13 protein-coding genes are annotated in these 13,278 nt (G+C 70.6%); all 13 read right to left on the bottom strand.

Features of this window, described 5'->3' with window-relative positions:
- Positions 1-6: 6 nt before the first annotated feature.
- Entirely contained in the window at positions 7-1,857 is a 1,851-nt protein-coding gene (locus tag ASF78_RS17380; protein ID WP_056592411.1) for a DUF2207 domain-containing protein, read from the bottom strand.
- Positions 1,854-2,324 carry an SsrA-binding protein SmpB gene (gene smpB, locus ASF78_RS17385; RefSeq protein WP_056592414.1) on the bottom strand — a complete coding sequence of 157 codons (471 nt, stop codon included), beginning with the start codon at positions 2,322-2,324 and terminating at the stop codon, positions 1,854-1,856. The genes ASF78_RS17380 and smpB overlap by 4 nt, the downstream gene beginning before the upstream one ends.
- Positions 2,325-2,399: 75 nt before the next feature.
- On the bottom strand, positions 2,400-3,695 hold the full coding sequence (locus ASF78_RS17390) for a peptidoglycan DD-metalloendopeptidase family protein (protein WP_056592417.1): 1,296 nt from the start codon (positions 3,693-3,695) through the stop codon (positions 2,400-2,402).
- A gap of 2 nt (positions 3,696-3,697) precedes the next feature.
- Complete coding sequence (gene ftsX, locus ASF78_RS17395) at positions 3,698-4,612, bottom strand: permease-like cell division protein FtsX (protein ID WP_056592420.1); 915 nt, start codon at positions 4,610-4,612, stop codon at positions 3,698-3,700.
- The gene (gene ftsE, locus ASF78_RS17400; protein WP_055920845.1) at positions 4,612-5,301 is read right to left on the bottom strand and encodes a cell division ATP-binding protein FtsE; all 690 of its coding nucleotides are present in this window, start codon (positions 5,299-5,301) and stop codon (positions 4,612-4,614) included. The genes ftsX and ftsE overlap by 1 nt, the downstream gene beginning before the upstream one ends.
- A gap of 149 nt (positions 5,302-5,450) precedes the next feature.
- Entirely contained in the window at positions 5,451-6,695 is a 1,245-nt protein-coding gene (locus ASF78_RS17405) for an ROK family transcriptional regulator (protein WP_056592423.1), read from the bottom strand.
- Between the two features lie 21 nt (positions 6,696-6,716).
- On the bottom strand, positions 6,717-7,994 hold the full coding sequence (locus tag ASF78_RS17410) for a sugar ABC transporter permease (protein WP_056592426.1): 1,278 nt from the start codon (positions 7,992-7,994) through the stop codon (positions 6,717-6,719).
- The gene (locus tag ASF78_RS17415; protein WP_156374216.1) at positions 7,991-8,875 is read right to left on the bottom strand and encodes an ATP-binding cassette domain-containing protein; all 885 of its coding nucleotides are present in this window, start codon (positions 8,873-8,875) and stop codon (positions 7,991-7,993) included. The genes ASF78_RS17410 and ASF78_RS17415 overlap by 4 nt, the downstream gene beginning before the upstream one ends.
- A gap of 155 nt (positions 8,876-9,030) precedes the next feature.
- Positions 9,031-10,188 carry a sugar ABC transporter substrate-binding protein gene (locus ASF78_RS17420; protein WP_056592429.1) on the bottom strand — a complete coding sequence of 386 codons (1,158 nt, stop codon included), beginning with the start codon at positions 10,186-10,188 and terminating at the stop codon, positions 9,031-9,033.
- Between the two features lie 565 nt (positions 10,189-10,753).
- Entirely contained in the window at positions 10,754-11,869 is a 1,116-nt protein-coding gene (gene prfB, locus ASF78_RS17425) for a peptide chain release factor 2 (protein WP_056592432.1), read from the bottom strand.
- Positions 11,870-11,922: 53 nt separating this feature from the next.
- A complete protein-coding gene (locus ASF78_RS17430; RefSeq protein ID WP_056592807.1) occupies positions 11,923-12,351 on the bottom strand; it encodes a hypothetical protein in 429 nt (142 codons plus the stop codon).
- Positions 12,352-12,448: 97 nt separating this feature from the next.
- Positions 12,449-12,916, bottom strand: coding sequence for a hypothetical protein (locus ASF78_RS17435; RefSeq protein ID WP_056592435.1), 468 nt, complete (start codon positions 12,914-12,916; stop codon positions 12,449-12,451).
- Positions 12,913-13,275, bottom strand: coding sequence for a TadE family protein (locus tag ASF78_RS23125; protein WP_235518666.1), 363 nt, complete (start codon positions 13,273-13,275; stop codon positions 12,913-12,915). Before ASF78_RS23125 ends, ASF78_RS17435 begins: the two co-directional genes overlap by 4 nt.
- Positions 13,276-13,278 lie beyond the last annotated feature (3 nt).

A 13,278-nucleotide genomic window follows, 5' to 3' on the forward strand; every position in this document is an offset into this window, starting at 1 on the left:
TATCGCCTACCAGCCTCCGCCACCACCGCCGCCGACGCCTCCGCCGGAGAACCCGCCACCGGAGAACCCGGACCCGCCGGAGGTCCCGGGCGTGGGTGCGGAGATCGACTCGGTGGCCACGGCGGCGAACCGGTCGAGCGACGACGCGAACGCGGTCGCCCAGTAGATGTTGGCGCCGGGGTAGTACCCGCCGACGTACCAGCCGGGCTGCTCGAAGGCGCGGCCCTGTGCGGCGAGCTCGGAGAAGACGCGCGCCCACCGGTCGGCGAGGCCGAACACGATGGCGTAGGGCAGGTACCGGCTGAAGATGTCCTCGCCCTCCTCGAACCGCAGCTGGTTGGCCTCGGCGGTGGCGAGGTAGCGGCGGAACCCGAGGGACTGGGCGAGCACGGCGGTGCCGTCCTCGGTGCGGGCGGGGGCGGCGTTGCCCATGATCGTGACGAGGATGCCGACGGCGACCAGCGCGATGGGCACGAGCGCGATCCCGGCGACGGACGCGCCGGCTGCGAACGCGAAGAACGTCAGGATCGCGCCGGCCACGGCGATGACGATGCCGGTGGCGTGCCAGGCGGTGCGGACGGACTTCGGGTTGGACCGGAACCAGCCGGACGCGGTGACGTGGTCGTAGAGGCCGTCCTGGACCTTGGCCATCGAGGCGGCGAACGTGGTCTTGAGGTCGGACAGCTTCACCGTGGTCGACGACGCGAAGATGGAGGCCAGCAGCTCGTCCTCGTACGGCAGCAGCGAGCCGTCCTTGTTCTTCAGCTGCACCAAGGTCCAGTCCTTGGCCTTCTTCTTCGGGTTGGACCGCGGCACCTCCTCGATGCGCAGCCAGCCGCGCACGGCGAGGTCCACCAGGGTGGCGGTGACGTCGACGGGGTCGGCCTTCTCGTCGACGAGCGTGCCCACCTCCCCCGGTCGCACGCCCTCGGGCGGCTGGAACTGCACGGAGACGGCGCCGCGCTTGTCGCGGAACCCGACGGTCGCGCCGCCGGGCTGGTTGTCGGCGGGGCGCAGGCCGGGGGTCAGGCCGAGGTAGGCCTTGTCGCGGCCGACGCGGCGGAGCCGGACGAAGGCGAAGATCCCGCCGCCGACGAGGACGAGCAGCCCGACGATCCCGAACACCGAGTTCGGCCGGACGGGGGCCAGCGGGTCGGGCTTGTCGACGAGGATCGGCTCGACGCCGGGGAACGTGCCGGCGGGCCAGCCGGTGACCGTGGAGAACTGGTCACCGACGGGGACGAGATCCTGCGTGAACGTCGACGTCGAACCCGCGAAGGAGACCGACGTGCAGCCTGCAGAAGACCCGTACGGACCGGCGAAGCAGACCGCGCCCTCGACGGCGGCGGGGCCGTCGACGGCGACCGACAGGTCGCCCAGCTGGATCTCCCACCCGGCGCCGATGACGTTCCAGTACAGCTCGTCGCCGGAGTGCTCGGCATTCGCGGGGTTCAGCAGCCCGTCGGCCGTGTACTCGATCCGGTACGTCTGCACGCCGGAGACGTCGTCGATGTCCTCGTCGCCGATGCGCAGGATCAGCGCGCTGTCGGTGGACTCCTGGTTGACGTCCGCGGGCGCGCCCGTCGACGACGACGCCGTGATGTCCGTGTAGCGGAACGCGCGGTCCAGCTCGTCGTCGTAGGACACCCTCGTCGGCAAGGTCAGGTACGGGCCGTGCCCGGGGTCGTCCCCGAAGTCGAAGTCGAAGTCGAGCGTGACGGCCATGGTGCCGTCGGCGGCGAGCGACGCGGTGACGTCGTACCGCGTGATCTCCTGACCACTCGACTGGTCAGGGGCGGCAGCGGTCAGGGCGACGACGAGACCCAGGGCGAGAAGGACCGCCCGCAGTGCCCTCACAGGTCGCGCTTCTCGCGGATGGCGCGGGTGGCCTCCATGTTGTCCTGCCTCTCGCGCAGCGCCTGCCGCTTGTCCCACTCGCGCTTGCCTCGGGCCAGGGCGATCTCCACCTTGGCGCGCCCGTCGAGGAAGTACAGGGACAGCGGGATGATCGTCTGCCCCTTCTCCCGCGTCTTCGACTCCAGGCGGTCGATCTCCTGGCGGTGCAGGAGCAGCTTGCGCTTGCGACGGGGCGCGTGGTTGGTCCAGGTGCCCTGCGAGTACTCGGGGATGTGCACGCCCTCGAGCCACAGCTCGTGGTTGGTCACCTCGCACCAGCCGTCGACCAGCGACGCCCGGCCCATGCGCAGCGCCTTGACCTCGGTGCCGCGCAGCACCAGGCCGGCCTCGAACACGTCCTCGATGACGTAGTCGTGCCGGGCCTTGCGGTTCGAGGCGACGACCTTGCGCCCGACGTCCTTGGCCACGGTGGTCGAACCTCGTTCCTTGCAATCAAAGGGATGTGTGCGGGGTCGAGACTACCGTCCGCGCGCCACCCGAAATCAGAGGCCGAGGAGTGGCCGCGGGTCCGTCGTGCCGCCGTTGACGTACACCTCGAAGTGCAGGTGGCAGGCCGCCGACGTCCCCGTGTTGCCGGAACGCCCGATCAGCTGGCCCCGCTCGACGTGCTGCCCGCTGCTCACCGCGAAGCTGGTCAGGTGGTTGTAGCTGGCGGACAGGGCGTTGCCGTTGACGAACCCGCTGTCGATCATCACCTGGTTGCCGAACCCGAACCGCGACTTCGCCCACGTGACCGTGCCGCCGCGCCCCGCGTAGATCGGGGTGTTGCAGTAGGTGCGCAGGTCGATGCCGGCGTGCAGCCGCACGTAGTGCAGCGTCGGGTGCAGCCGCATGCCGTAGTCGGAGGTCACGTAGATCGGGCTGATGCTGGTCGGGTTGCCGAACAGCCCGCCGCCGATCGCCCCGGGCGGGCCCTGCGGCGTGCCGGCCGCGGCGTCGCGCGCACGCTGGGCGGCGATCGCAGCCTGGAGCTCGGCCTGGACGGCAGCGGCCTCGGCGTCGGCGCGCGCCAGCTCGGCCTCGAGGGCTGCCTTCGTGGCGTCGAGGGCCGCCTGCTGCTGCACCTGCTGAGCCAGCAGGTCGTCGAGGGCCTTCTTCGCGGACGTCGCGGCCGCCTTCGCCGCGTCGGCCTCGACCACCTTCTGGTCGGCGGCGGCCTTCAGCTGCGCGATCTTCTCCTTGACCGCGACGAGCCGGGCTTCCGCGTTGCGGTTGGCCGACTCGGCAGCCTTGAGCTCGTCGAGGATCTGGGCCTGCGTGCGCAGCGCCGTCGCCATGAGGCCGTAGCGCTGCACGAAGTCGTCGGTGCTCTGCGCGTCGAGGATGACGTCCACGCTCGACACCCCGCCGCCGCCCTTGTACGCCTCACGCGCCATCTGCCCGATCGCGGCGCGCATCGCTGCGGCGTGCTCGGTGTCCTGCGCGATGGTCGTGGTGATCGTCGCCTGCTGCTCCTCGGCGTCGACCAGCCGGGCCGCGATGATCGCCGCCTCGCGCTGCGCCTTCTCCAGGGCTGCCTTCGCGGCGTCGAGCGCCGCCTGCGCGCCGGGGATCTTCGCCTGCGTGTCCGCGAGCTGCACGGCGAGCGCCTGGATCTCGGCGCTGACGCCCTCCATGGCGGCCTCGGTCTGCTCGCGGGCCTTCGCGATGGCCTCCCGCTGCGCCTCGGCGGCCCGGCGGCGGTCGTCGATGGGGTCCGCAGCGGCAGGGCCGACGAGCACGGCCGTGAGCAGCAGGGCCAGCACGGCCAGGAAGGCGGAGAGGCGCAGGCGGTTCATCGTCAGACCTTCGTGTACCGGCTGAGCGTGACCAGGGACGAGATCGCCGCGAGCAGGATGGCGACGCCGATGAGGACGGGGGCGATGGTGAGCACGTCGGAGGTGCTCACGTACGGGATCCAGCCCGCGGACTCCCCCAGCCAGTCGTCGACGAGGTACGTGACACCCACCCACAGCCCGCCGACCGCCAGGAGCGCACCGATCGTCGCGGCGATCGCCCCCTCCAGCATGAACGGCAGCTGGATGAACACCGTCGACGCCCCGACCAGGCGCATGATCCCGGTCTCGCGCTTGCGGCTCAGGGCCGACAGCCGGATGGTCGTCGTGATCAGCAGCACCGCGGCGAGCAGCATCACCGCCGCGAGACCACCGGCCAGCAGGGTCGCGTTGTTCAGGACCGAGAACAGCCGGTCGAACAGCCGCTGCTGGTCCTTGACCTCCTCGACGCCGGCGCGGCCCGAGATCACCTCGGAGACGACCGAGTACTTCTCCGGGTCCGTGAGCTTGATGCGGTACGACGAGTTCATGTCGTCGACCGTCGCGGCCGACGCCCAGAACTGGTCCTTGAACTGCTTCTGGAACGCGTCGTACGCCTGTTCCTTGGTCTCCGTGTAGACCTTCTCGACGTACGGCTCCACCTCGGGCGACGCGAGCGCCGCCTGGATGTCGGCCTTCTGGTCGTCGGTGACCTCACCGCTCGCGCACGTCGGCGCCGTGGAGTTCTGCGGGCACAGGAAGACGGAGACCTCGACCTTGTCGTACCAGTCGTCCTTCATCTTCCCGATCTGCGTCTGCAGCAGGGCGGCGGCGCCGACGAAGGTGAGCGACACGAAGGTCACGAGGATGACGGAGATGGTCATCGACAGGTTGCGACGAAGTCCCAGACCGATCTCGGACAGGATGAACTGGAGGCGCATCAGCGGTCCGATCCGTACACACCGCGCGACTGGTCACGCACCAGGGCGCCGGTGGACAGCTCGATGACGCGCTTGCGCATCTGGTCGACGATCTCGTCGTCGTGCGTCGCCATGACGACCGTGGTGCCCGTGCGGTTGATCCGGTCGAGCAGGCGCATGATCCCCAGGGACGTCGTCGGGTCCAGGTTTCCCGTGGGCTCGTCGCACAGCAGGATGTTCGGGCGGTTCACGAACGCGCGCGCGATGGCCACACGCTGCTGCTCGCCACCGGACAGCTCGTGCGGGCGACGCTTCTCCTTGCCGGCCAGGCCAACCATCTCGAGCGTGTCCGGCACGGTCGTGAGGATGTGGTGCCGCGGCTTGCCGATGACCTGCAGCGCGAACGCCACGTTCTCGAACACCGTCTTGTTGGGCAGCAGACGGAAGTCCTGGAACACCGCACCGATGTGGCGGCGCAGCGTCGGCACCTTCCACGACGACAGCGTGCCCAGCTCCTTGCCGGCGACGAACACGCGGCCCGCCGACGCCCGCTCCTCGCGCAGCACGAGGCGCAGGAACGTGGACTTGCCGGAGCCGGAGGCGCCGACGAGGAAGACGAACTCGCCCCGCTCGACATCCAGGGACACGCGGTCCAGCGCCGGTCGGGCGCCGCGCGCGTAGACCTTGGTGACGTTCTCGAATCTGATCACGATGCTCGCGGGGGCCAGGTTCGGGGACGGGGCACTGCTGCTGGCCTGAACGAGCGTAGGCAGCGGGCCCGCCCCGGCACGGTGGTGACACGCCGACGGTTGCCTGTGAGAACGGGCGGACGTCTGCTTTGGTGCAGAATGTCGGGTCGTCAGGTGCCCGAGAGCAGCTCGGGCTCCTGGTCGGACCGCCCCCCGAGCGTGCCTGCCGGGTCCTCCAGCACGTCGGCGAACGCCACCTCGGCTGCTCCGACCAGCTGCGCGTCCGAGCCCAGGTCCGAGCGCACGAGCAGCGCCTGCTCCCGGATCGGCCCCAGCGCCCGGGAGTAGGACGCGGCGAGCGTCGGCTCCATCGTCGGGTAGAGCGCCCCGAGCGACCCGCCGAGGACGACCACGTGCGGGTTGAACAGGTTGACCAGGCTGGCCAGCCCGAGCCCGACCCACTCCCCCGTCTTGCGCACCCCGGCGATGCTCCGGCGGTTGCCGACGGCGACGTCGTTCAGGACGTCCTCGATGTCGGACTCGCGCGGGTCCCGCCCGACGGCGCGGATGATCGCGGCGTCGCCGACCTCCGCCTCCCAGCAGCCGCGCGCCCCGCACGAGCACACGCGGCCCCCGGGCTTCACGACGATGTGCCCGACCTCGCCCGCGTACCCGCCGGCGCCCTTGAGCAGCTCGCCGTCGACGACGACCCCACCGCCGACCCCGACCTCGCCGCGGACGTACAGGACGTCCTGCTTGCCGCGCGCCGCGCCGCGCAGGTACTCCGCGACCACCCCGAGGTCCCCGTCGTTGCCGACGGCCACGGGGTACTCGTGACCGGTGGCCTCGCCGAGCATCTCCGCGAACGGCACCTCGTGCCAGCCCAGCGGGGGCGATCGGCGCACCATCCCGTCCGGCTGCCGGACGCTGCCCGGGACCGAGACGACGAGGCCCAGGCACACCGACCCGGGGACGGCCTTCGCCTGCATCTCCCGGGCGAGGGTCGCGATGAGGTCGACGACCGCGGGCACGTCGTGCGGAGAGGTGCTGTGCAGACGGCGACGGACCTGCAGCATGTAGCCGCCCAGACCGACGCGTGCGGCGCCGACGCTCGACGGCGTCACGTCGAACGCGAGCACGTGCACGCTCGTGCTGACCGGCTCCACGACGTTCGACGGCCGGCCCTTGCCGGACACGACGCCGGGTCGCTCACGCACGAGCCCGAGCTTGACCAGCTCGGACGTGAGCGACCCGACGGTCGACCGGTTGAAGCCCGTGGACGCCACGAGGTCCGACCGCGTGGCAGGCCCGTGGAAGTGCAGCAGGCGGAGGACCGCCGACAGGTTGGCCCGTCGTACGTCGTCCTGCGCGGCCGCGTCGGCCCGCCGGACCGGCGGACCAGCGCCGAGCCGCACCAGCAGCCTCCTTCAGATCGTCTAGCCGCGTCCCGTGGCCCTGGCACGTCGGCGGGAGACCGCGTCGACGGCCGCAGCAGCTGCGAGCACGGCGCCGGTGACAACGTACTTGATCCCCGACGAGTACCCGAGCAGTGCCATGCCGTTGTCGATGACCGCGATCACCGCACCACCGATGAGCGCGTCGATGATCCGGCCCTTGCCACCGAACAGCGACGTCCCACCGATCACCGCGGCGCCGACGGCGTACAGGAGCACGTTCGAGCCCCCCGCGTTCGGGTCCACCGAGGTGGCACGCGACGCCGCCAGGACACCGGCGATGGCCGCCATCGAGGAGCAGATCATGAAGCATGCCGTCTGCACGCCCTTGACGTTGATGCCCGCTCGGCGAGTGGCCTCCGTGTTGCCGCCGACCGCGTAGATGTGCCGGCCGAACGCCGTGCGCGTCAGGACGAAGCCGAGGATCAGCGCGAGGGTGACGATCAGCGGCACCACGATCGGGACACCGATGATCGACGTTCGCAGCGGGTTCAGGCTGCGCTCCTGGTTGAGGACCGCAACCATCGCCAGGACGACGGCGCCCAGGGCGACGATCTTCAGGACGACCATGCCGAGCGGTGCGGCGAGCAGCCCGCGCTTGCGCCGCAGCTGCCACGTCCGCAGGCTCGTCCCCGCGTACGCCAGGACCGCGATGATCGCCAGGGCCCACCCGAGCAGCGGCGGGACGTTCCGGTTCTGCAGCGCGATGATCACCGGGTCGGTGATCGAGATGTTGCCGCCCGCCCCGATGATCAGCAGGACGACGCCCTGGAGCGCCAGGAACATGGCGAGCGTGATGATGAACGACGGGATACCGACGCGCGCGACCAGGGTGCCGAGGATGGTGCCGACGACGAGACCGGTCACGAGCGCCGCGGCCAGCGCCAGGTACCAGGGCCAGTCGTAGACGACGAGGCACGTGGCCAGCACGGCACCGCACGCCCCTGACGTGAAGCCCGCCGACAGGTCGATCTCGCCCAGCAGCAGGACGAACACGAGGCCCATCGCGATGGTCACGACGACCGCGCCCTGCTGGAACAGGTTCGCGATGTTCAACGCCGACGCGAACGTCTCCGGCTTCATGATGACGAACGCGAGCGTCAGCACCGCCAGCGCGAGGATGGCCGGCAGCGAACCCATGTCGCCGCCGCGCACCCGGCTGACGTAGCTGCTGACCGCCTCGCCGAACGTGGGCTGCTCGACCGAGCCGGCCAGCAGCGACGGCGCGGTGGGCGCCGAGGGAACCGTGGACGTGCTCATGCGGAGGTGCTCCCGTTCGTGGTGGTCGGCGCGTCGCTCGTCGTCGCGGTGGCGCTCGCCACGGACGTCGCCGACCGTTCCGGCGCGTCCGGCGACATCTTCGGCGCCACGGTGCCCGGGGGCATGCCCGCCGAGCCGCTGGTGATGAGCTCGATGACCTCCATGCGCGACGTGTCCTTGGTCCGCACCTGCGCGGCCGTCTGGCCCAGGTAGAGCACGTTGATGGAGTCCGCGACCTCGAACACGTCGTTCATGTTGTGCGAGACCAGCACCACGGCCAGGCCCGCGTCCGCGAGCCTCCGGACGAGCTGCAGCACCTGCTCCGTCTGCGCCACGCCCAGCGCGGCGGTCGGCTCGTCGAGGATGACGAGCTTCGAGTTCCACAGCACGGCCCGCGCGATCGCGACCGTCTGGCGCTGACCACCGGACAGGCTCGCGACGTGCTGCCGGATCGACCGGACCGTCCGCACCGACAGGCTGGCGAGCACCTCCGCCGCGCGCGTCTCCATCGCGGACTCGTCGAGCCGGAAGCCGTTCTTCAGCTCCCGGCCGAGGAACATGTTGTGCACGATGTCGAGGTTGTCGCACAGCGCGAGGTCCTGGTAGACGACCTCGATGCCCAGGGCGTTCGCGTCCGCCGGGGCGCTGATGTGCGTCTGCTCGCCCTCGAACAGCACCTCACCGGCGTCGAACGCGTAGATCCCCGCGACGCACTTGATCATCGTCGACTTGCCGGCGCCGTTGTCACCGACCAGCGCCGTGACCTCACCGGCCCGCGCGACCAGGTCGACGCCGCGCAGCGCGTGCACCGCCCCGAAGTTCTTGCGGCCGCCCCGTACTTCGAGGGTCGGCGGAGGTGCCAGGTCGGGTGCTTGTGTCATCGTCCACCTCGTCGGGTCCGTCGGTTCACCCCGCATCGTCGCGGGTCTGTGCAGTCGTTCTCGTCCCGGCTCCTCCGGACGCCAGGCCGGGGCCGGCCGCTCTCGCGGACCGGCCCCGCCTGGTCACCCGGGGTGGTGCTCCCGGGAGTCGTGCGTCAGGAGATCCCGGCCTCGGTGCACTTGGCCTCGAGCTCGGCGGTGCAGACGTTCTCCTTGGTGGTGTAGCCGTCGGCGATGACGTTCTTGACCGAGTCGAAGAAGATGGCCTCGGGGTCCAGGAGAACCGACGCGACCTCCTCGTTCGTCTCGGTGTCCGTCACGGTGCCGGTGGCCAGGTCGGACGTGTCCTCACCCTTGGCGAGTGCCACGGCCAGGGCCGACGCGGCGTCGGCCTCCTTCTTGACGGCCTTGTAGACGGTCATGCACTGGTCGCCCGCGAGGATGTTCTGCAGGCCCTGGTCCGTCGCGTCCTGACCGGTCACGGGGACCGTGCCGTTGGCGCCGTTCTTCTTCAGGATGGCGATCGCGGCGTTGCCGAGACCGTCGTTGGCCGCCAGGACGCCGTCGATCTTGCCGGCGTTCTCCGTCCACATCTGCTCGAAGATCGTGCCGCCGATCTGGTTGTCCCACTTCTCGACGGCCTGGTCGGCGACGACCGCGTACTCGGCGCCGTCCACCATCGCCGTCTGACCCTTGAGGTTGACCGGGTCCGGAGCGTCGGCCAGGCCGAGCGCCGTGGCGGCACCCTCCTTGAACAGGGTGGCGTTGTTGTCGGTCGGGGAGCCGTTGAGGAACGCGAGGTTCCCCGTCGTCTTGCCGGCGTCCGCGAGGCACTTCGCCAGACCCTCGCCCTGGAGCTGGCCGACCTTGACGTTGTCGAACGACACGTAGAAGTCCGCGCCGCCGCCCAGCGTGAGCCGGTCGTAGTCGATGGTGGCGATGCCCTGCGCCTGAGCCTTCTGCAGCACCGCCTTGCCCGAACCGGAGTCCAGGTTGACGATCATGAGGACGTTGACGCCGCTCGTGATCATCTGGTCGGCGATCGTCTGGAACTGGCTGACGTCGCCCTGGGCGTTCTGGATGTCGTACTCGACGCCTGCGGCCTCGAAGGCCTCCTGCAGGTACTTGGCGTCGGCGGTCTCCCACCGTGCCGAGGACTTCGTGTCCGGAAGGATCACTCCGACCTTCGGCGTGGTCGCGCCGCCGTCGCCGCTCTCCGTGCTCTCACCGCTGGGCGTGTCGCTGCCGCATCCGGCCAGCAGCAAGCCGGAGGCCATGACAGCCGCCGTCGCCAGGATCATGCTTCGTCGCATCGTGCTCCCTCTCTCGACGACGCCCCGTTGCGCTCGTCTCCACCCGGCGCTTTTCGGACGCTCGGACTATGTTGCGGGCGACAACATATGGCGGTGCAGGGTGACTCACAAGGTCAGAAGCGCTTTCCGTGGTCAAACCGTGACCTAGGAGGCTCAGCAAGCGCTTTCTCGGATGCCCGATTCGCCCACTTGGGCGAACCATGTTCCCCCCGGCAACAAACCCCCTCCACCCCCGGGGGCCCTACCCCCTTCCCCCGGACGTCCGCACTCGAGAGGGCTGGAACCCGCCGGGGCGCGGACGCACCGAGGCTCTGTGGGCTGGGCACTCGGCACCGGGTGCGTCAGCGGACCACCTTCACGACGCCCGAACGATCGAGCGTCTGGACGCCGCATGTGCGGACGTCAGCGGGTCTGCCGGGACGTCCGCACGATCGGGCGTTCGGGCGACCGGACGTCGGGGGGCGGGCGCGCGTGATGACGGGCTCGCTGACGCGACCGAGGCCCGGCATCGCTGTGGATGCCGGGCCTCGCGCACGCCAGAACCGTCGAGACGCGTAGGCGCGGGTCAGTCGGCGACGACCTCCGCCGAGCGGCGCCAGCGGATGCCCGCCTCGATGAAGTCGTCGATGTCACCGTCGAACACGGCGGCGGGGTTGCCCACCTCGTGCTCGGTGCGCAGGTCCTTGACCATCTGGTACGGCTGCAGCACGTAGGACCGCATCTGGTCACCCCAGCTGGCCTTGACGTCGCCGGCCAGCTCCTTCTTCTTGGCGTCCTGCTCGGCCTTCTTCACCAGGAGCAGGCGCGACTGCAGGACGCGGAGCGCGGCGGCCCGGTTCTGGATCTGCGACTTCTCGTTCTGCATCGACACGACGATCCCGGTCGGGATGTGCGTCATGCGCACCGCGGAGTCCGTGGTGTTGACCGACTGGCCACCGGGGCCCGACGAGCGGAAGACGTCGACCTTGATCTCGGACTCGGGGATGTCGATGGAGTCGTTCGACTCGATCAGCGGGATTACCTCGACGGCCGCGAAGCTCGTCTGGCGTCGGCCCTGGTTGTCGAACGGCGAGATGCGGACGAGGCGGTGCGTACCGGCCTCGACGGAGAGGTTCCCGAACGCGTACGGCACCTTGACCTCGAACGTCGCCGACTTCAGTCCCGCTTCTTCCGCGTAGGAGGTGTCGAGCACGGTGGTCGGGTACCCGTGCCGCTCCGCCCAGCGCAGGTACATGCGCAGCAGCATCTCGGCGAAGTCCGCGGCGTCGACGCCGCCGGCGCCGGAGCGGATGGTCACGACGGCCTCGCGCTGGTCGTACTCCCCCGACAGCAGCGTGCGGACCTCGAGCTCGCCCAGGTCCTTCTTGATCTTCAGCAGGTCGGCCTCGGCCTCGGCGAGGGTGTCCTCGTCGTCCTCCTCGGTGGCCATCTCGACGAGCGTCTCCAGGTCGTCGATCCGGCCGTCGAGCTTACTCATCCGGTCGAGCTCGGCCTGGGTCGAGGAGAGCGCGCTCGTGATCTTCTGCGCGGCGTCCGGGTCGTCCCACAGGTCCGGGGCCGATGCCTGCTCCGAGAGCCGCGCCACCTTCGCCTGGAGCGCGGTGGGGTCGCTCACCGCCTGGATGGTGCCCAGGGTGGTGCGCAGATCACGGATCGCGGTGGGGAAGTCAGTGGTGGCCACAACCGTCCAGGCTACCGGGTCCGCAGTGCCTGATCCTCCCCCACGGCCCGAGCTCAGGCCCCGCGGGCGACCGACTCGGCCTCCAGGGCGATCCCGTCGGACCACGGGGCGAGCACCCAGCTCAGGAGCACCGGGCGGACCACCGCACCCAGACGCACCTCCGCGGTCCGGCCGTCGGGCGTCGTCGCATCGAGGACCGCGAACTCGTCCCAGGCCGCCGCAGCGCCGGGGTTGTCCCGCAGGTACCCGTCGACGGACGCACGGACCGACGCGTCGGTGAGCGGGACGCCCCCGGTTCCCGACGCCCCCTGACCCGCACCGGGCACGAAGTAGCGGTTGTCACCGACCGCGTCCGCTCCCTCCAGCGCGAGCAGGTCCGCGAGCGCGAGCAGGCGCTTGCGCTCCAGGTGCACCCCGGCGGCGGACACGACGACCGTCAGCAGGAGGAGGGCGACGACCACGAACCCGAGAGTCAGGATCATCACCTGCCCGTCGTCACCCACCGGCCGGCGGGACTCTCTCGTCGGGTCGGCGCGGTCCGTGCTCCGCCCCGGTCCTGTCCGACCGACCCTGCCCGTGCTACTCATCCGTCGTCCGGTACGTGTCGACCGGTGCGACACGTTCGACGCTCACCGGGATCTCGAGGGGGATGACGTCCCGCACGAAGCTCGGCACGTACGGCAACGGCACCCGCACCTCGATCCGGGCGGACACGTCGCTGCCGGGAGCCAGGCAGGGAACCGCCGAGCAGGTGAGGGTGAGTGCGGTCGCGGGGTCGTCGTGAAAGCCCTGGTCCCGCAACGCGATGCCGACCGCGGCGACGGCCCGCTCGGTGCCCTCGTCGGCACGGTCGGCCGCGACGTAGGTGCGTGCGGCCTCGCGAGCCGCGCCCTCCGTGGCGAACATCGCGGCCTCGAGGCGCCCGAGCGTCAGCACCAGGTAGACGAGCGGGACCAGCAGGACCAGCGAGAGTCCCAGGAACTCGATGACGGAGCTCCCGTCGTCGCCGCCGAGCCGTGCGCGCCGCGTCGCCCAGGACTCCCTCACGGATCCTCGACCAGCGCATGCCCTCGGACCGTGAGGGTGCCCGCCGGACCGATCAGACCGACCAGCGGCAACGGCGCCTCCACCTCGATCTCCACGACCTCGAGCCCGTCGAGCGTGGTCCGCCCGGCGCTCACCGCCTGGGCGTAGGCCGGTGACAGCGACTGCGCGATGAGGTCCCGCGACCGCTGCGCCCCGTCGGCCGGCTGGTGCCCGGCGAGGGCGCCGTAGCGGGCGCCCTCCCCGGCGGAGTCGACGAGGGTGTTCCGGACGTGCAGCACGATCATCAGCTGGAGGACGGCGACGAACACCACGGTGACCAGTCCCCCGACGAGCGCGAAGTCGACGATCGCCGACCCCACGTC

The sequence above is a fragment of the Cellulomonas sp. Leaf334 genome, from assembly GCF_001424195.1.
Lineage (GTDB): Bacteria > Actinomycetota > Actinomycetes > Actinomycetales > Cellulomonadaceae > Cellulomonas.

Bases quoted from the DNA above. Each gene is read 5' to 3' on its own strand.
- ASF78_RS17390 (WP_056592417.1), bottom strand. From the start codon at position 3,695: ATGAACCGCCTGCGCCTCTCCGCCTTCCTGGCCGTGCTGGCCCTGCTG.
- ftsX (WP_056592420.1), bottom strand. From the start codon at position 4,612: ATGCGCCTCCAGTTCATCCTGTCCGAGATCGGTCTGGGACTTCGTCGC.
- ASF78_RS17410 (WP_056592426.1), bottom strand. From the start codon at position 7,994: ATGAGCACGTCCACGGTTCCCTCGGCGCCCACCGCGCCGTCGCTGCTG.
- ASF78_RS17415 (WP_156374216.1), bottom strand. From the start codon at position 8,875: ATGACACAAGCACCCGACCTGGCACCTCCGCCGACCCTCGAAGTACGG.
- ASF78_RS17420 (WP_056592429.1), bottom strand. From the start codon at position 10,188: ATGCGACGAAGCATGATCCTGGCGACGGCGGCTGTCATGGCCTCCGGC.
- ASF78_RS17430 (WP_056592807.1), bottom strand. From the start codon at position 12,351: ATGATCCTGACTCTCGGGTTCGTGGTCGTCGCCCTCCTCCTGCTGACG.